Below are 18,305 nucleotides of genomic sequence, written 5' to 3' on the forward strand. Positions count from 1 at the left end.
TTGCCTAAAGCGGCGCGTGGCCCGCGCCGCAGGGCTATACATCCCTGTCGGGGTCGCGGCAGTGTACGGGATTTCTAAACTCAAAATCCATCCCCAAAATGTTTCACGTGAAACATACCTGCAACTCACTGCAAATAGGCGAATTCATCCCCCGGTAGGCAGGGAAAGCGGCTCTAGCGGGGCTTCCGCGTGAGGTGGGCCGCACAGTCCTTCCAGGGAATCGCCCCTTGCCGGGCGTCGCGGATTGTTGGCTGCCCAGGGGCACGCCTCGATGCGGGGGGCGGCGGCCAGAGGGGCCCAGATGGGGAGCGGCGGTCCGGGGCACGCCTCGAATTGGGGGACCGCTGCGGGCAGGAACCGGTCGGTGCCCCGATGGGGAGGCCGCAACGGAGAGGGCCACCCCTCGATTGGGGCGGCGGCCCAGGCAGATCTCGATGCCGCGGATCGCTTCGGCCAGGCCCAGGCCCCGATGGGGGGCAGCGGCCAGGGGCACGCCTCGAATTGGGGGACCGCGGCGGGCAGGAACCAGTCGGTGCCCCGATGGGGAGGCCGCGGCGGAGAGGGCCACCCCTCGATTGGGGCGGCGACCCAGGCAGGTCTCGATGCCGGGGATCGCTTCGGCCAGGCCCCGGGCCCCGATGGGGGGGCAGCGGCCAGGGCACGCCTCGAAGTTGGAGGCGGCGGGCAGGGTCACGTCTGGATGGGGGGGGTGGTGGCCAGGCCCAGGCCCCGATGGGGGGCAGCGCCCGGGGGCACGCCTCGCGAAGCCGGGGGCCGCAGCGGCCGGGGGTCACACCTCGAAGCCGGAGGCCGCCGCGGGCAAGGACAGGGCGGCGTCTCTCCGGCGAGCGAGCACGCCAGCCAGATTGGCCCGGAACGCGCCTAATCCACCCCCGGCACCTAGCCAAAGCCCCACGGTTTGGGAGGTCAGCACCACTTTCCTGCGGCCGATAAGATTAAGCGACGTACTTGGAGCCCATTATGGGCATGTTTCACGTGAAACATGCCCTGACGGGGGCCCGTGAGCCGGACGGGGGCCTGTGGGCCCCGCGCCCCATGATGCGTGGGTCACCTTGGCCTGCGCTGGTCTACCCCGCTGGCCGCCTGGGGTGGGCCGGGGGGGAAGTATCCCCGAAGCAACTTCCCCCCGAACGCGCCCTCATGAACGGCAGCCCACCCCCCTAGCACACCGAGCCGCGAGACGAGTCGATCGGGTGAGGTGTCCATTCCGAGGAAGTAGATCCACTGGGCGCTCGGGCTCGCCACCCGTTCCGAGGAACGGAGGATCTCGGGCAGATCCCCCAGCGCCCTGATAAGGACATTTTGGTGGGGCTCGGCGGTCCAGCTGCGCCCGTACTCTTCGAGCCGCCCGCAGGCGACGGTCACGTTTCGAAGCCCCAATTCGCGCCCCGCCCGCTCGAGGAATCCCGCCTTCTTCTCGCGCGATTCGAGGATCGTGAAGCGTGTACGAGGCCAGACGATGGCGAGCGGTATGCCTGGGAACCCGCCGCCGCTGCCGATATCCAGCGCGGACGATGGCGGCGGAGATTGAAGGTCGATGGGATTCAGCGAGTCGAGGATATGCCGGGTGAAGAGCACGGTACGATCACCTCGGGCGACGAGCGAGAGCTGGGCTACCTGCGTGTAGACCAGCTGCGCGAATCTGGCGAGGAGATGGAGGGCATCCGGCGTCAGCGCGCCGGATGCAATTCGCTCCGAGAGGCGGTCCCTGAACTCGCCGAAGTCCGGCTCGAGGTCACGCGGTAGTTGAAGGGATGTGTGCGCGGCGGCGTTCCCGTTCGGCATAAATTACGAGGACCGCGGCATCGGCCGGGGAAACTCCGGGAATTCGGGCTGCCTGAGCGACAGTCCCTGGACGAAGCTTTCGAACCTTCTCGCGTCCTTCGTTCGAAAGCTCGCGAAGCGGCTCGTCCCAGATGGAATCATCAAGGTACAAACTTTCATATTGCGCGGCCCTCTCGACCTCGCGCAGCTGTCTCTGAATGTACCCCTCATAGCGAATCTCGATCGCCGCCGACTCTACTGTGTCGCGAGCGAAATCTGCAAGCTCACTACGAGCCAGAACCGCATCGAGGCTCAACGAGCCCCTGCTGAGCAGCTGCGCGAGCGAGGGCGGCTCGGCGCAATTCTCACGAGGGGTCCTGCCGTTCTTGAGCGCCTGGGTCGAACCGGCGGCGCCATCCGTCTGATTCTCTTCGCCCAGGGTCACGCGAATGGTGCGGAGCCGCTCGGTCGCGCGCTCGCGTTCCGCGACCCGCCCTTCGAGCAATGCGATCTCATCGGCGCCATGAGATCCCAGCTCGCGTGCCCGCGGCAGCAGCCGCTCCGCCGCGTTGTCTTGGCGCAGCAGCAATCGATACTCGGCGCTCGACGTGAACATGCGATAAGGCTCCTCCGTCCCTTTGGTTACTAGATCATCAATTAACACACCGAGATAAGCTTCTTCTCTGCCCAGACGAAACTCGGGCCGGCCCTGGATCCTCGACGCGGCATTGATCCCGGCGAATAGCCCCTGAGCCGCGGCCTCTTCGTAGCCCGAGGTGCCGTTGATCTGACCCGCGAGGTAGAGCCCTCGAATCGCGCGCGTCTCCAGAGTCGGCTTGAGCTGCGTCGGCGGAAGGAAATCGTATTCGACCGCGTAACCCGGTCGGATCATCTCCGCACATTCGAGCCCGGGAACGGTTCGCAGGATCTCGCGCTGGATCTCCTCCGGGAGGCTCGTCGACAAACCATTGATGTAGTACTCGTGAGTCTCGCGCCCCTCGGGCTCGATGAAGATCTGATGGGAGGGCTTGTCGGCGAAGCGCACGACCTTGTCTTCGATCGACGGGCAATAGCGCGGGCCGATGCCGCGAATTTTCCCTGTATAGAGTGGCGAGCGTCCAAGGTTCGCCCGGATCAACGCGTGGGTCTCCCCGGTCGTGTGGGTGAGGTGGCACAGGATCTGGTTCGTCCCGAGCGCCCTCGTGAAATGGGAGAAGGGCCGCGGCGGCTCATCGCCGGGCTGCTCGAGCATCCTCGAAAAATCGATCGAATCGCGATGAATGCGAGGGGGTGTGCCGGTCTTGAGCCGAAGCACGCGAAAACCCAGCTCGGCGAGGCACTCGGAAAGCCCGCGGGACGGGGCTTCGCCGACGCGGCCGCCGGCCATCGTGCGCTCGCCGATGTGCATGAGCCCGTTCATGAAGGTCCCCGGGGTCACGATCACCGCCTCCGCCTCGATCACGCCGCCGTCTTGGAGCGCGACCCCCTGAATCCGATCCCCGGCCGCGAGGAAGGCGACGACCTGGGCCTGGATCAGGGACACGCCCGGGGTGTGCTGCAAGTGTTCGCGCACGATCGCACGGTAGAGCGCTTTGTCTTCCTGCGCGCGCGGCGACCAGACGGCCGGACCTCGGGCCCGATTCAGCATCTTGAATTGGATTCCGGCGCGGTCGGCCATGCGCGCCATGATGCCGCCCAGCACGTCGATCTCCCGAACGAGGTGTCCCTTCGCGAGCCCGCCGATCGCTGGATTGCAGGACATTTGCGCGATCGCATCGAGGCTCATGGTCACGAGGGCCGTCTCGACGCCCATCGCGGCGGCGATGCACGCGGCCTCGCACCCCGCGTGCCCGGCTCCCACGACCACGAGGGGGTAGCGGCTCATTTTCCGATGCAGAACTGCGAGAAGATGGCCGCGACCACATCCTCATCGACGCCGCGGCCTACGATTTCACCGAGCATGTGGCGGGCTTCGGTCAGGTCGACCGCGATCAAATCATAGGAGGTGCCCTCCCTGAGCCCCCGCTCCCCCCGCTCCAGAGCCTCAGCGGCCCGGCGCAGCAGCGTTTCCTGCCGGACGCTCGTCGTCGGCAGCTCCTCGCCGGCGGCATCGCCCGAGATCCGCCGGAGCGAATCGCGAAGCGCGTCGCGAAGCGGCTCCGCGCCGCCCGGACGAACGGCCACCGTCTCGACCTCCGCGAGGAGCTGATCCTCGGGAATCTCGAATCCCCGCTCGTGCGCGGCCCGAGCCGGTCGGGCGGCCCCCGCCGCTCCGGCGTCGCCGCCCGCATGGGCGCGGGCGAGGTCCGCCTTGTTCCAGGCGACCACGAGCGGGCGGTCGGCGACCACCTTCATAGCGGCACGATCTTCGTCGGCGCTGGGCTCGGACCGGTCCAGCACCAGAACCGCCAGATCGGCGCGGCGGGCGGCGTCGTTCGTGCGTTCGAGCCCGAGCCGTTCCAAGGGATCCGCGGAGGAACGGACGCCCGCGGCATCACACAAACGCACTTCGATCCCCTCCAGCCAAATCGACTCTTCGACCGTGTCGCGGGTTGTCCCGGGGATTTCGCTCACGATCGCGCGCTCGTAGCCGACGAGCGCGTTCAGGAGGCTCGACTTTCCGACGTTCGGTCTTCCCAGGAGAGCGACGCGGACGCCTTGCTCCCGCCGCCGGGCTGCCGGCAGGCGCGAGAGCCACTCCCGAAAGGACGCGGCGAGCCCGGCGCACCGGTCGGCGAGCGCCGGGCCATCGAGGGATTCGTCCACGTCGCTCGGGAAATCGATCCGCGCCTCGATCTCCGCGAGCAGCCGCACGAGATCGCGGTCCAGACCCGACACGCGCCGCGACAGCGCCCCGCCCAATGCAGCCCCCGCCGCCCGGACCGCGCGCTCGGAGCGCGCCTTGACGAGCGCCGCGACCGCTTCCGCCTGCGCGAGATCGAGCTTCCCGTTCCGGAACGCGCGTTCCGTGAATTCGCCCGGCCTCGCCGCACGCGCACCCTCCGCGATCAAAGATTCCAAGATCGCGCCCGGGATCACGTTCCCGCCGTGGGAAGAGATCTCGACCACGTCTTCACCCGTGTAGGAGCGCGGAGCGCGGAAAATCGAGAGCAAGACGGTGTCGAGCGGCGAGCGGTCTACGTCCAGGAAGCTTCCGAGGAGAATTCGGTGGGAGGCGCTACACTCCGGGGAGCGCCGGCCGCGGAACCGGCGTGTCGCGATCGGGAGGGCCGAAGGGCCGCTCATCCGCACGATCGCGACGGCGGACTCTCCGGGCGCCGTGGCCAATGCCACGATCGTGTCGTTTTCCACCTTCGGCCATGCCTCGTCTTACTCGCGCGACCCGGCGCGCTTCTCTTCTTCACGCCGGATGATGACCCGCTTGAAAAGGCCATCCCCGACGCTGACGCTCGAGAAGCCGCCGACCTCCGCCACTTCCAGGTGCACGATGCGACGCTCGATCGCGGAGAGGGGCTCCGTCGAGGCCTCGGCGCCTGTTTGCTCCACTTCCTCGATGAGCGTGCGGGCCAGCTCGCGAAGGCTTTCCACGCGGCGATCGCGATATCCCGCGACATCCACCTCCACGCGCGGAATCGCATCCTCGGGCGCGCGAGCCCGCAGCATCCGCGCGACCAGATGCTGGAGCGCGGCGAGCGTCTCGCCGTCGCGGCCGATGAGGAACTGGTCCTTCTCTCCGGATTGGATCGCAACCCGGATTCCATCGCGCGTACGTTCGGCGCTCACCGTGGACGGGAAGCCCATCTGCTCGACGATCCCCGCGGTGATCGAGCGCACCGCTTCGACGAGCTCGGGTGTGATTTTCGAAGGGTCGAGCGGGGGGGGCGGCGGGCCGTACGTCTCGGCGGGCGCGCCGCGCCGGCCGCCGCGATGAGCCTCCTCCCCCACGGCGGACGCCTGACGTCGGACCGCGCCGGCGGGAATCCGGCCCCCGTCGGGAGACGAGGCGGGATCGCGACGCCAGGCGCGTACCTTCACCGGGCGAAATCCGCCCAAGGAATTGGCCGAGCGGCCCGGATCGAGAACCTCGATCGCGAGATCCTTGGGACTGATGCCCAGCCGGTCGGCCGCCTGATGCACCGCGTCTCCGTAACTCGCAGCTTCGACCTGTATCGAATCGCCCATGTTCGCTCGGTGGTTCGCGCGCCGGCCGCCTCAGCCCTGCGCGGCGAGCTTGCGGTCTTCGGCCAGATTGACCAGATACTGCTGCAGGGCCGACAGAAGATTGTTCACGGTCCAGTACAAGATTACTCCGGACGGAAAAGTATACATGAAGAAGAGCATGAAGAGAGGCATCACATACATCATGCCCTTCTGGGCCGGGGCGACAGGCGTCTGGGCCTGCAGCAGATACGTGCTGGCCGTCATGATGATGGGCATGAGATGGATCGGGAAGCCGCCGACCCTGGCCAACACGTCGGGCGCCGAGAGATCTCGAATGTAGCCGACGAACCCCGAGGCCCGAAGCTCCACCGAGAAGAGGAGCACGTTGTAGAGCGCGATGAAGACGGGCACTTGCAAGAGCATGGGCAGGCATCCGCTCATCGGGTTGACCTTGTTTTCCTTGTAGAGAGCCATCATCGCTTGGTTCAGCTTCATCGGATCGCCCTTGTACCGCTCCTGAAGCTCTTTGATCTGGGGCTGGAGGTGGTGCATGACCTTCATCGAGCGCAGACTGGATTGCGTGAGCGGGTAGAAGAGAAACTTGGTCCCTGCGGCCAGGATGATGATCACGATTCCGTAGTTGGGGATCACCTTGTAGAGCAGGTTCAGGCACGTGAGCATGAGCACGCTGATGCCGCGCATCCACTTCCAGCCCAGGTTGGCGACTTCGTCCAAGCCGGAGCCAACCGCCGCCAGCGTCTCGTAGTGGATGGGCCCCGCGTAGATGCGCGTGTGGCGCACGACCTCGGCCCCCGGAGGAGCCGCTCCGACGAACCATGCTGTCACGAGGCCCAATCCCGCGCCGCGGAAGACGACGTCGGATACGGTTCCCGAGTCGGGGATGACCGCGGCGATGAAATACTTGCTGCGGCTCGCCACCCAACGGACGTTTCCCGGGGGGACGATCCGCTCTCCGTTGGGACCAAGCTTCCCCGAGGGCACGCTCTCGAGCTTCGTGCCGAGGAGAGCCACGGCCTGCAGCTGGTCGTGCTTGGCGGAAGTCTCCGTGATCGGAAGGGGTGTCCCCCACCCGATGCGGTACCGGACGGGCCCCAGCTCGGGCGGCGCCGAAACCCGGATGTCGCTCTCGAGGAGCCGCCGGTCCCGGCCCAGCCGATAGCTCTTCGAGACGCGGATGCCGCTCGAGTCGATCGCATCGAAGGTCAGCGCGCCGCCGAGCGGGTCGTCTTGGGCGAGCCGAAAGGGAGCGTTCGAGAAATCCATCGCGTCCGCGCCGGCCTCCACGATGACTTGGAGCGCGCGAGCGCTGGGCGGCACGAGGTCCAAGGGCGCGTTCCGGACTTGGTCTTTGAAGGGGTCCAGAATCCAGTGGGAGATGGAGCCCCCTTCGCTCGTGAACTCGACCCTGAAATGCTCGGTCCTCAGCTCGCGGGTCTGGATCGGCGCCGGTTCGACCCTGGCGCTCCTCAGGACGGTTCCCGTGGACAGGATGGCCGTGGCAGCGCCCCCGGAAGCCCCGCTCGAGGAGGCACCGGTGGAGACGCCGGCCCCGCCTCCCGCCGGAGCGGACGGCTGCGTGGTCCCTTGGGGCCCGGGGCCCGACGGGGCGGGCTGCCCCGGCGCGCGGGTCCCTTGGGAAGGGACCGGTTTTTGTCGCGGGCGGTAGAACTTGGGTGAGATCACTTGGTCCAGAAGCAGGACCATCATGATCATGACCATCGCAAGGAGGACTTTACGATCCATGGCATGGCCGCGATCCGCTCAAGGGACCGGGTCGTAACCTCCGGGATGAAACGGATGGCAGCGAAGGACGCGGCGCACGATCAGCCAGAGCGCGGTCCGCAGCGGGCGCCGGGCAATCGCTTCTTCGGCATATCCGGAGCAACTCGGCTCGAAACGGCACGAGCGCGGCAAGGAGGGTGAGATCGCCACGCGGTAGAAGCGGATCAGGCACAACAAGAGGCGTCGGAGCCCGAAGGACGTCCTCCTCCGCGCCGAGACGCTCACGCGGGCTCCCGCCTCAGAAGATCGCCCATCTCCCCCGAGACCTCTTCGAGGGTCGCGATCGAGCAGGCGCTCCGTGCGATCCAGATCCGCCAGACAGCCCGGTCGCGCACGTGAGGGGAAACCTTTCGGAACGCCTCCCTGAGGAGCCGCTTCGCGCGATTCCTCCGGACGGCGGGGCCGACCCTGCGGCCCGCCACGAAGGCAGCCCGGCCGTGGTCCGGGCACCGCGGCATGCTCACCAGTGTCATCAAGCTGCCGTGAATCGACTTCCCTGACTGATACACTTCGCGGAATTGCCAGCCTTGGTGCAGGCGGCGATCGCGCGGTCGAACCGCGCCGGGCATCCTGGCCTCGAGCCTTGGGGCGACGCTATACCGTGAGGCGTTTGCGGCCTCGATCACGGCGGCGCTTCAGAACGGCGCGGCCGCCTCGCGTGCTCATGCGCTCGCGAAAGCCGTGCACCTTCTTTCGGCGGCGATTGTGGGGCTGAAACGTGCGCTTCACGCTGATTGCCTCTGACGTTGGGAATGGGATGGACTGAACACGAGCGCCGGAGTGTAACGAAACACTCCTGATCGGTCAAATGCGAAAGCCCAGCGATCGCAGCCGATACCCTCTCGCAAAAATTTTCGTTGCGCGCCTCGAAACCGCGGGCGTACTCTGCGCGACGCGAAGGCCGAGGGCGTGAATGCTTCTGTCGCGCTCCGGGTCCTCACCACCGGGCTTCCCCCGCGCGAAGGCGGCGCGCCCCTTCACCCGGACCTAAGAGTTGTGAGTATTATTCAAGCTGAGTTCCCTTTATCGGGGCGTAACGGACACGAGCCTCGCCCGTTACGCCCCGATTCTTTTGTGGATAAATATGTGGACAAGCTGTGGACACCCTGTGTGTGGATGGGGATGACATGATGACGATGGAGACAACGGTGGCCGGAGACATCTGGCAGGGCGCGCTCGAAAAAATTCAATCCCACATCTCAAGCCAAACGTTTGAAACGTGGTTTCGCTCTCTCGGTCCCCTCGAGTTCGACGGCTCCGCGTTGGTTCTGGAAGTGCCGAGCCAGTTCTACGTCGACTGGCTGGACCACCATTACCGCAGCCTCATCGAGTCCTCGCTCGCCGCGACCGCGGGGCGTCCGCTCGCGCTTTCCTTTCACGTCCGATCCACGGAAGCCCCGGTTTTCGAGGAACGCCCGCGCGGGCCCCTACCCGGCAGGATCGAGTGTTACCTAAGCCCGCATAACACGTTCGAAACCTTCATCGTCGGCAGCGGAAACCAATTCGCCCACGCGGTGGCGCAGGCGGTCGCCCAGAGCCCGGGGGAACGCTACAACCCGCTCTTTCTCTACGGCGGGGTCGGGCTCGGTAAGACCCACCTCATGCACGCGATCGGGCATCAGGTGCGCGCCACCCGCCCCCAGGCCCGGGTCTTTTTCGTGAGCGCCGAAAAGTTCATGAACGAGATGATCTACTCGATCCAGCACGCCACCACGCTCGAGTTCAAGAGCCGCTACCGCACGGCCGACGTTCTCCTCATCGACGACATCCAGTTCCTCGCTGGGAAAGAGAGCACGCAGGAGGAGTTTTTTCATACATTCAACACGCTCCACGACGCGCATAAGCAGATCGTCCTCACGAGCGACGGCCCGCCGAATGCGATGACGGCGATCGAGGAGCGCCTCGTCTCGCGGTTCACCTGGGGCGTGGTCGCCGATCTTCAGGCGCCCGATCTCGAAACGCGCGTGGCGATCGTGAAGAAGAAGGCGGAGCTTCAGGGCAGGAACATACCGAACGAGATCGCTCTCCTCCTCGCGAGCAACATCAAGAGCAACATCCGCGACCTGGAGGGATCGCTGTCGCGCCTCCTCGCGTTCTCGGACCTGATGAGTCACGAGCTGACGATCGAATTCGCGCAGGAGGTGTTGCGCGACCAGATCAAGCCCGATCTCGCCCGAATCGACATCTCCGATATCCAAAGGCTCGTCGCGAGGCATTTCAACGTCACGGAAGAATCGATTCGCGGCAAGCGCCGCACCGACGTCATCGCCTTCCCACGTCAAGTGGGCATGTACATCGCCCGCGCGATCACCGATCTCTCCTTTCAGGAAATCGGCGCCAAATTCGGCGGCCGCGATCATTCCACCGTGCTTCACGCCTGCAATAAGATCGAAGGTCTGATGACGACCGACCGCGAGCTCAGGACCGTCGTCGAGGATCTCATGGCGAGCCTCAGCACCTAGACCTCGAGCCCGGACTTCACGACCGCGCCGATGGTCTCGCGTTTGTGGATTCGAGCTGGAACGCCGGTGGACGGACCGTGGATAATTCCGGAGAATCGCCGGCCGCGCCGCGGATGGCGCACAACTCAGGGCTTATCCACAGCAAGCCACACCCCATCAGGCGCGTAGGTTTGGTTGTATTTATTTGCCGCACAACAAATTAACTCATCTCTTGTCGCACTTATCCGCACAATCCACAGGCCCTATTACTACGGCTTCTATTCAAGGAACCTGATCTTTGTAGCCGGACACGAGAAGACCCAAAACCGGAGGGCTTTCCTATTGTGAAAATACACCTCTCCAACTATACTTTTTTGAGACTCGAGACCCTCTCCCAGACCGACTGCAAACCCTAAGCCAGTAAAGGATTAACGGAGATGATCACTGCCCAGGAAGTGGCTATGAAATTCTCGATCGCGCAGACCGAGTTGCTCGACGCTTTGCAAGTGGTTTCCAGCGCCGTTCCGACGCGGACGACACTCCCGGTCTTGTCCAACATTCTTCTCGAAGCATCCGAGGACCGGATCGAGATGCGTGCGACCGATCTGGATCTCGCGATCTCAACGCGCGCGCGCGCCAGTGTCAAAGACGTGGGCACGCTGACCGTGCCCGCGAAGAAGCTCTTCGAGCTGGTGCGAAAGCTCCCCAAGGAAGAGCTTAAGATCGAAGCGAAGGATCTGACGCTGAATGTGGAAAGCAAAGGCGGCCGGTACAAATTCCTCTGCATCCGCCCCGAGGAATTTCCCGCGATCCCGACGGTCACTCCGGACGTGGAGGCATCGCTGGATGCGGATCTCCTGGAGCGGCTGATCCGGCGCACGATCTACTCCGTCTCGACGGACGAGACCCGTCCGGCGTTGAACGGCTCGCTCTTCCAGATCCGCGACGGCGAGCTGAGGATCGTCGCCACCGACGGGCACCGCCTCTCCAAGGCTTCCTGCAAGCCCCCGGGTGGCATTCCCACACCCCCCAAAGGGGATGTGATCGTGCCCCTCAAGGCCTTGAATCAGGTCCTGCGTCTGCTCTCGGGGGCCGCCCAGCCCGTTCAGATCGGCATCTCCAAAAATCACGCGCGATTTGCGATCGGGGACACAACGCTCACGACGAAGCTGATCGAAGGGCCATTCCCGAATTACGAGCAGGTGCTTCCGAAGCAGAACAACAAACATCTAAGAGTGAAGCGGGAGAATTTCGCCCAGGCGCTCGAGCGGGTCTCGGTGTTCTCGGACAGCCTCACGCGCCAGGTGAAGCTCTCCCTTCGCCCGAACCGCCTAACGCTGATCGTGCAGACCCCCGACCAGGGAGAAGCGACCGAGGAGCTCGACGCCCAGTACGGCTCGGACGATCTCGACATCGGGTACAACGCCGCCTACTTGCTCGACATTCTCCGCACGGTGGACAGCGAAGAGGTCGACATTCGTCTCAATACGCCGGTGACGGCAGGTCTCATCGCGCCCGCTGCCCTAGGGGACAAGGGGAGCTCCGCGAAGGAAGATCTCCTCTGTCTCGTGATGCCCCTCCGCCTGGCGAGCTGACCCGGAACGCGTGCGACTTCAATCCATCGAGCTTCGCGAATTCCGGAACCACAGAGAGGCCAGGTTCGACCTGTGCGGGGATTCCGCGCTGGTCACGGGCGAAAACGCATCAGGGAAAACGAACCTGATCGAGGCGGTCGTGCTGCTCTCGATCGGAAGATCGTTCCGCGGCGCGCGGGATCCCGCCATGGCGCGGCGAGGCGCGGATCTCTTCGAGGTCCGCGGTCGGGTAGAAAGCAGGCTCGGGGTCACGAGCGAGATCGTCACGCGCGGCGGGACGGGACCGAAGGAAGTATTCGTGGACGGCTCGCCCCTCGACCGGATCACGGACCTGCTGGGACGATTCTGCACCGTCCACTTCTCGGTCGAGGATGTGGCGGTCTTGAACGGCGGGCCGGCCTCCCGCCGGCGCTTCCTGGACGTGGCCCTCTGCCAGCTCGAGTCGGCTTACGTGGGAGCGCTCCGCGAGTACACGGCGGCGCTCAAGCAGCGAAATCGCCTCTTGCTCGCGGACCGGCACGGGCCCTCCGCGGATCCCGGCGAATGGTCGGCCTGGGAAGAGATCCTTGCCCGGGCCGGCGTGGCACTCGATCGCCGCCGCCGGACGCTTTGCGCGGAAATGGACCGCAATCTGCGGGAGCTGTCCAAGCAGGTGGACAAGGCGCTCGATCCCACGCTGGAGTATCGGGACGGATTCGCGGATTCCGGGGCTTCGGAGGAAGAAGAAGTGACGTCCCGGTTCGAGGATCTCGAACGAGCCCGCTCCCGCGATCGGAGAATGGGCTGGACGATGCACGGTCCGCACCGGGCGCGCCTTTCCTGTGGCATAGGAGGAGAGGAGCTTGCGGAGGGCGCCTCCCGCGGGTATTCGAGGCTCTACTCGATTCTCCTGAGGCTCGCGCTCGCGCGGGTGTTTGAGGAACGGCAGAACGACCCGCCGGTGGTTCTCCTCGATGACCCCGAATCGGAGTTGGATCCTCGCTGGATCGGCCGGGTCCTGAAGCTCGTTCCGGAGTCGAGCCAGGTGCTCGTGACGGCGTGCCGAGAGCTTTCGGAGACGCCGGCGCGGTTCCGCCGGCTGCCGATCGACCTGGCCGCCCTTGCGTGGAGCGCCCCGTGAGGCGCCCCTTGCGACGAACCGGGGAATCGCACGGGGAGGCGCCGGGGTTCCAGCCGGTGGCCGAGGTTCTCGAACAGGTGCTCCAGGCGCTCAAGCTCGAGACGCGGTTCGCCGCGGCGGAGGCGACCGATTGCTGGGCTCTGGCCGTCGGCCCCGAAGTGCTCGCGCGGACACGCTGCGTCGGTGTGCGCGACCGGGAGCTTTTGGTTGAGGTGCAAGGCGCGGTCTGGATGGGGCACCTCGCCGTGTTGAGGCAGGGCATCCTGGATCAGATGAACCGGACGCTCCCAGCCTCGGGACGGTTGCGCGCCATACGATTCGTACCCATGAGATCCAAGGAGGAACGTACGCGGTGACAGGACCTCGCGAGGAAGCGGCCACGTTGACGCCGACCCCAGAGGGACATTCGTACGACGCCCGAAACATCCAGGTCCTGAAAGGTCTGGAAGGGGTGCGGAAGCGTCCCGCGATGTATATCGGCTCCACCGGCCAGAGCGGGCTCCATCACCTCGTCTTCGAGGTGGTGGACAACTCCGTCGACGAAGCGCTCGCGGGATATTGCACCGAGGTGGGCGTCGCGATCCACGCGGACTCGAGCGTGACGGTTGTCGACAACGGCCGTGGGATTCCCGTGGATACGCACCCCACCCAGAACAGGCCGGCGGTCGAGGTCGTGATGACGACGCTCCACGCCGGCGGGAAGTTCGACGAGAACTCCTACAAAGTGTCCGGCGGCCTCCACGGGGTGGGCGTGTCGGTCGTGAACGCGCTCTCCGAGTGGCTCGAGGTCGAGGTGCGCCGCGACGGGAAGCGGTATCAGCAGCGCTACGAGCGGGGCGAGGTCAAGTCCGATCTCCGGGTGCTGGGGGAAACGGGCGAGGCGGGGACGACCGTCCACTGGAAGCCGGACCCCACCGTTTTCGAGACGGTGGACTACAGCTTCGACACCCTTTCGCAGCGGCTCCGCGAGCTCGCGTTCTTGAACAAGGGCATCCGGATCACCTTCCTGGATGAACGGACCGGGAAGAAACACGATTTCCAGTACGAGGGAGGCATCTCCTCCTTCGTGAAATACCTGAATGAAAACAAGACCGTGCTCCATCCCGCCCCGATCTATCACACGAAGGACCGGGACCGGGCGACGGTCGAGTTCGCCGTCCAGTACAACGACGGCTACGTGGAGAATGTGTTCTCCTTCGTGAACAACATCAACACCGTCGAGGGGGGCACCCATCTGATCGGATTCCGCGCGGCCCTCACGCGCACCATCAACAACTACGCCGAGCGCGAGGGGCTCCTGAAATCGCTGAAGGAAGTCACGCTGGGCGGCGAGGACGTGCGCGAGGGGCTGACCGCGGTCGTGAGCGTGAAGCTGCCGGATCCGCAGTTTGAGGGTCAGACCAAGGCCAAGCTCGGCAACACCGAGGCGAAGGGGATAGTCGAGTCGGTCGTCGGCGAGGGGCTCCGGAACTATTTCGAGGAGAATCCCCAGGTCGCCCGGAAGATCGTCGAGAAATGTATCTCGACCGCCCGGGCGCGCGAGGCGGCCCGGAAGGCGCGCGACCTGGCGCGCCGGAAGAGCATCCTGGACTCCGGCTCGCTGCCGGGGAAGCTGGCCGATTGCCAGCTCACGGATCCCGCGCTGTGCGAGATCTACCTCGTGGAGGGGGACTCGGCCGGTGGGTCGGCCAAGATGGGCCGAGACCGGAAGAACCAGGCGATCCTCCCCCTCAAGGGGAAGATCCTGAACGTGGAGAAAGCCTCGCTCGACAAGATGCTCTCCAACGAGGAAATCCGGACCCTCATCACCGCGATCGGAACGGGGATTGCCGAGGACTTCGACGCCGACAAAGCGCGCTATCACCGGATCATCATCATGACCGACGCGGACGTGGACGGGGCGCATATTCGCACCCTCCTCCTCACCTTCTTCTTCAGGCACATGAAGCCCTTGATCGAGCGCGGCTATATCTATATCGCCATGCCGCCGCTCTATCGTGTGCAGAAGGGGAAGACGGTCCGCTACGCCTACGACGAGACAGAGCGCGACCATGCGTACGAGGAGCTGGGTCGGAAGGGAATCACGCTTCAGCGCTACAAGGGATTGGGCGAGATGAATCCCGACCAGCTCTGGGCCACGACCATGGATCCCCAAACGCGGTCCATGCTCCAGGTCAAGCTCGAGGACTTGCCCGAGGCAGAGCGGATGTTCACGGTGCTGATGGGAGATCAGGTGGAGCCGCGCCGCAAATTCATCGAGGAGTACGCCGACAGCGTCCGGAATCTGGATATCTAAGGCCGCGTCCGTCGTCGTCGGCCGAACCTTGAAGGAGATTTTGATCCATGGCCACGCGTGAGAAAGTCGTTCCGATCTACGTCGAAGACGAGATGCGGAACTCCTACATCGACTATTCGATGTCGGTCATCATCTCGCGCGCCCTTCCCGACGTCCGGGACGGCCTGAAGCCCGTCCACAGGCGGATTCTGGTGGCGATGCGCGAGCTGAATCTGCTCCACGACCGCCCGTTCCGGAAATCCGCCAAGATCACCGGCGACGTCACGGGGAACTACCACCCACATGGGACCGCGGCCGTTTACGAGACCATGGTTCGCATGGCGCAGACCTTCTCGATGCGCTACCCGCTCGTGGACGGGCAGGGAAACTTCGGTTCCGTCGACGGTGACGCCCCGGCGGCCGAGCGATACACCGAGGCACGGCTCACCGAGTTCGCGGAGGAGATGCTCCGCGACATCGAGCGCGACACGGTCGGCATGCGGCCGAACTACGACGAGTCGCGCGAGGAGCCGGTGGTGCTTCCGGCCGGGGTGCCGAACCTCCTCGTCAACGGCTCGGCCGGCATCGCGGTGGGCATGGCGACGAACGTGCCGCCGCACAATCTCCGGGAAATCGTGGATGCGATTCACCACGTCATCGATCATCCCGACTGCGAGGTGGACGAGCTCCTGTCGTTGGTGCAGGGGCCCGATTTTCCGACCGGCGGCGTGATCTACGGCCGGCAGGGGGTCCAGGATTGCTACCGCACCGGTCGGGGCCATATCACCGTGAGGTCCCGCGCCACGATCGAGGAGATCAAGAAAGACCGCGAGGCGATCATCGTCAGCGAGATTCCCTACATGGTGAGCAAGGCGGCCCTCCTCGAGAAAATCGCGGACCTGGTCAAGGATGGCCCGCTCGACGGGATCTCCGATCTTCGCGACGAGTCCGATCGCGAGGGCATGCGGATCGTGATCGAGTTGAAACGCGACGCGCAGCCCAAGGTCGTCCTGAACCAGCTCTTCAAGCACACCCAGATGCAGACGACGTTCGGCGCCAACATGCTCGCCCTCGTCGGCAACCGGCCGCTCACGCTGACCCTCAAGGAGATGATCGAGCACTACATCGCGCACCGCCGGGACGTCGTGGTCCGGCGCACGCGGTTCGATCTCGCGGAGGCGGAACGGCGCGCGCATATCCTCGAAGGGCTGAAGATCGCCCTCGACCACATCGACGAGATCGTGGCCCTGATCCGCGCGGCAGCGGACACCGACGGCGCCCGGACCGGGCTCATGAGCCGCTTCGGGCTGAGCGAGGTCCAGGCGAATGCGATCCTCGAGATGCGGCTGTCCAGGCTCACGGGCCTCGAGCGGCAGAAGGTCGAGGACGAGTACCTCGAAGTGATCCAGCTCATCGACCAGTTGAAGGCGATCCTCGAATCGCCGGCGAAGGTCCTGCAGATCATCAAGGACGAGCTGGCGGCGGTGCGGGAGCGGTTTGGAGACGAGCGCCGGACCGAGATCGTCGCGGGCTCCGGGGAGTTCGAGGCGGAGGACCTGATCGCCGAAGAGGACATGGTGATCACGATCTCCCACGCGGGGTATATCAAGCGCCTTCCGGTGACCACGTACCGAAGCCAGCGCCGCGGCGGGCGCGGCGTCACGGGTGCGGGGACCCGCGAAGAGGATTTCATTGAGCACCTGTTCATCGCCTCGACCCACAGCTACATCCTCGTGTTCACAGACCGCGGGCGCGTCTACTGGCTCAAGGTTCACGAGGTTCCGCAGGGGGGGCGCACCGCGAAGGGCAAGGCGATCGTCAACATGGTCGAGATGTCGCAGCAGGAGCGGGTCGCCTCCGTGCTCCCGGTCAAGGAGTTCCAGGACACCCACTTCATCATGATGTGCACGGCGAGGGGGACCGTGAAAAAGACGCCTCTCTCCGCCTACTCGAATCCGCGGCGCGGCGGCATCGTGGCGATCGGCGTGGAATCGGAGGATTCTCTCATCGACGCGGTCCTCACGGACGGCTCCCAGGACATCATTCTTCAAAAGAGAAACGGCAAGGCGATCCGCTTCAACGAGCAGGACGTTCGGCCGATGGGACGCACCGCCTACGGAGTGCGTGGGGTCACGCTCGAGGAGGACGACGCGGTGGTCGGCATGATCGCGGTGAAGCGGGAAGCCGCGCTCCTCGTGGCGACCGAGAACGGCTACGGCAAGCGCTCACCGATTTCCGACTACCGGATCACGGGGCGCGGCGGGAAGGGGATCATCTCCATCCAGGCGACCGAGCGCAACGGGAGGGTCGTGGCGGCCCTGGAGGTGATCCCGACCGACCAGGTCATGCTCATCACGCGCGGCGGGATCGTCATCCGCACGAAGGTCTCCGAGATATCCGAGATCGGACGCAACACCCAGGGAGTCCGGCTCATCAACTTGGAGGCGGGGGACCAGCTGATCGACGTCGCCAAGGTGGAGGAGAAGGACGAGGGAGAGGAGGTGTAGCTGGATCCGAGGATCTCGACCTCCACGGTTCGGAGGCTCTCCGATTACTACCGGGTCTTGGAGGAGCTCGAGCTGGAAGGCGTCAAGACAATTTCCTCGCAGGGGCTCGCCCATCTGAGCGGCGTCACGTCCGCGCAGGTCCGCAAAGATCTCTCCTACTTCGGCAACTTCGGAAAGCGCGGGCTCGGCTATAACGTCGCGCGGCTGAGGAAGGAGATTCGACTCATCCTGGGCTTGAACCGGCGATGGAAGGTGGCCCTGGTCGGCGCCGGGAACATCGGCTCGGCTCTCTTCTCGTACAAGGAATTCCGTCGGCAGGGATTCGATTTTGCCGCCGTCTTCGATGTGAGCCCCGACCGGGTGGGCCAGCGGTGGCGCGACCTTCACATCCTCAACGTCGAGTCTCTGCAACAGGAGACCGAGCGACTGGGGCTCGAGATCGGGGTGATCGCCGTTCCCGCGCGCGCGGCTCAAGCGGTCGCCGACCGGATGGTCCATGCGGGAATGCGTGGCATCCTGAACTTCGCCCATCGGAAGCTCTTCGTGCCCCCCCGGGTCGCCTTGAGAAACGTGAACCTCGCGGTCGAGCTCGAAAGCCTTTCGTTCTCGATCAAAGCCCTTCTCGCCCGGCCCGCGCGCCGGGCGCGCCGCTGAAGC

The 18,305-nt window shown here is 65.2% G+C and carries 15 protein-coding genes; 7 read left to right on the forward strand and 8 right to left on the reverse strand.

The window, feature by feature from the left end:
• Positions 1–1,068 precede the first annotated feature (1,068 nt).
• The 8 genes from rsmG to E6K76_05260 are packed head-to-tail and all read right to left on the reverse strand — an operon-like array spanning position 1,069 to position 8,439.
• Complete coding sequence (gene rsmG / locus E6K76_05225) at positions 1,069–1,806, reverse strand: 16S rRNA (guanine(527)-N(7))-methyltransferase RsmG (protein ID TMQ59250.1); 738 nt, start codon at positions 1,804–1,806, stop codon at positions 1,069–1,071.
• On the reverse strand, positions 1,757–3,670 hold the full coding sequence (mnmG, locus tag E6K76_05230) for a tRNA uridine-5-carboxymethylaminomethyl(34) synthesis enzyme MnmG (protein TMQ59251.1): 1,914 nt from the start codon (positions 3,668–3,670) through the stop codon (positions 1,757–1,759). The genes rsmG and mnmG overlap by 50 nt, the downstream gene beginning before the upstream one ends.
• Positions 3,667–5,097 (reverse strand): tRNA uridine-5-carboxymethylaminomethyl(34) synthesis GTPase MnmE, encoded by a 1,431-nt coding sequence (gene mnmE / locus E6K76_05235; GenBank protein TMQ59252.1) that lies wholly within the window; start codon positions 5,095–5,097, stop codon positions 3,667–3,669. The genes mnmG and mnmE overlap by 4 nt, the downstream gene beginning before the upstream one ends.
• Positions 5,098–5,115: 18 nt before the next feature.
• Positions 5,116–5,928 carry a hypothetical protein gene (locus E6K76_05240; protein TMQ59253.1) on the reverse strand — a complete coding sequence of 271 codons (813 nt, stop codon included), beginning with the start codon at positions 5,926–5,928 and terminating at the stop codon, positions 5,116–5,118.
• A gap of 30 nt (positions 5,929–5,958) precedes the next feature.
• On the reverse strand, positions 5,959–7,671 hold the full coding sequence (locus tag E6K76_05245) for a membrane protein insertase YidC (GenBank protein ID TMQ59254.1): 1,713 nt from the start codon (positions 7,669–7,671) through the stop codon (positions 5,959–5,961).
• A gap of 18 nt (positions 7,672–7,689) precedes the next feature.
• Positions 7,690–7,935: a membrane protein insertion efficiency factor YidD gene (gene yidD, locus E6K76_05250; protein ID TMQ59255.1), complete on the reverse strand. Its 246-nt coding sequence runs from the start codon at positions 7,933–7,935 to the stop codon at positions 7,690–7,692.
• Positions 7,932–8,279 (reverse strand): ribonuclease P protein component, encoded by a 348-nt coding sequence (gene rnpA, locus E6K76_05255; protein TMQ59256.1) that lies wholly within the window; start codon positions 8,277–8,279, stop codon positions 7,932–7,934. The genes yidD and rnpA overlap by 4 nt, the downstream gene beginning before the upstream one ends.
• Positions 8,280–8,304: 25 nt before the next feature.
• Positions 8,305–8,439: a 50S ribosomal protein L34 gene (locus tag E6K76_05260; protein TMQ59257.1), complete on the reverse strand. Its 135-nt coding sequence runs from the start codon at positions 8,437–8,439 to the stop codon at positions 8,305–8,307.
• A gap of 407 nt (positions 8,440–8,846) precedes the next feature.
• Here E6K76_05260 and dnaA point away from each other — a divergent pair, with 407 nt between their 5' ends.
• The 7 genes from dnaA (at position 8,847) to E6K76_05295 (ending at position 18,302) form a co-directional block, all read left to right on the forward strand.
• The gene (dnaA, locus tag E6K76_05265) at positions 8,847–10,172 is read left to right on the forward strand and encodes a chromosomal replication initiator protein DnaA (GenBank protein ID TMQ59292.1); all 1,326 of its coding nucleotides are present in this window, start codon (positions 8,847–8,849) and stop codon (positions 10,170–10,172) included.
• A 416-nt stretch (positions 10,173–10,588) separates the two neighbouring features.
• Complete coding sequence (gene dnaN, locus E6K76_05270; protein TMQ59258.1) at positions 10,589–11,746, forward strand: DNA polymerase III subunit beta; 1,158 nt, start codon at positions 10,589–10,591, stop codon at positions 11,744–11,746.
• 10 nt (positions 11,747–11,756) lie between these two features.
• Complete coding sequence (recF, locus tag E6K76_05275) at positions 11,757–12,866, forward strand: DNA replication and repair protein RecF (GenBank protein TMQ59259.1); 1,110 nt, start codon at positions 11,757–11,759, stop codon at positions 12,864–12,866.
• A complete protein-coding gene (locus tag E6K76_05280; protein TMQ59260.1) occupies positions 12,710–13,222 on the forward strand; it encodes a DUF721 domain-containing protein in 513 nt (170 codons plus the stop codon). The genes recF and E6K76_05280 overlap by 157 nt, the downstream gene beginning before the upstream one ends.
• Positions 13,223–13,248: 26 nt before the next feature.
• Positions 13,249–15,162 (forward strand): DNA topoisomerase (ATP-hydrolyzing) subunit B, encoded by a 1,914-nt coding sequence (gene gyrB, locus E6K76_05285; GenBank protein ID TMQ59293.1) that lies wholly within the window; start codon positions 13,249–13,251, stop codon positions 15,160–15,162.
• 47 nt (positions 15,163–15,209) lie between these two features.
• Positions 15,210–17,648, forward strand: a complete 2,439-nt coding sequence (gene gyrA / locus E6K76_05290; GenBank protein TMQ59261.1) for a DNA gyrase subunit A — start codon at positions 15,210–15,212, stop codon at positions 17,646–17,648.
• Positions 17,649–18,302: a redox-sensing transcriptional repressor Rex gene (locus E6K76_05295; protein TMQ59262.1), complete on the forward strand. Its 654-nt coding sequence runs from the start codon at positions 17,649–17,651 to the stop codon at positions 18,300–18,302.
• Positions 18,303–18,305 lie beyond the last annotated feature (3 nt).

This window comes from Candidatus Eisenbacteria bacterium, assembly GCA_005893275.1.
Classification (GTDB): Bacteria; Eisenbacteria; RBG-16-71-46; order SZUA-252; family SZUA-252; genus WS-7.

What these genes read in the sequence shown, in the direction of transcription:
- rsmG (TMQ59250.1), bottom strand. Translation starts at nt 1,806, where the DNA reads ATGCCGAACGGGAACGCCGCCGCGCACACATCCCTTCAACTACCGCGT.
- mnmG (TMQ59251.1), bottom strand. Translation starts at nt 3,670, where the DNA reads ATGAGCCGCTACCCCCTCGTGGTCGTGGGAGCCGGGCACGCGGGGTGC.
- E6K76_05240 (TMQ59253.1), bottom strand. Translation starts at nt 5,928, where the DNA reads ATGGGCGATTCGATACAGGTCGAAGCTGCGAGTTACGGAGACGCGGTG.
- E6K76_05245 (TMQ59254.1), bottom strand. Translation starts at nt 7,671, where the DNA reads ATGGATCGTAAAGTCCTCCTTGCGATGGTCATGATCATGATGGTCCTG.
- rnpA (TMQ59256.1), bottom strand. Translation starts at nt 8,279, where the DNA reads ATGCCCGGCGCGGTTCGACCGCGCGATCGCCGCCTGCACCAAGGCTGG.
- dnaA (TMQ59292.1), top strand. Translation starts at nt 8,847, where the DNA reads ATGGAGACAACGGTGGCCGGAGACATCTGGCAGGGCGCGCTCGAAAAA.
- dnaN (TMQ59258.1), top strand. Translation starts at nt 10,589, where the DNA reads ATGATCACTGCCCAGGAAGTGGCTATGAAATTCTCGATCGCGCAGACC.
- gyrA (TMQ59261.1), top strand. Translation starts at nt 15,210, where the DNA reads ATGGCCACGCGTGAGAAAGTCGTTCCGATCTACGTCGAAGACGAGATG.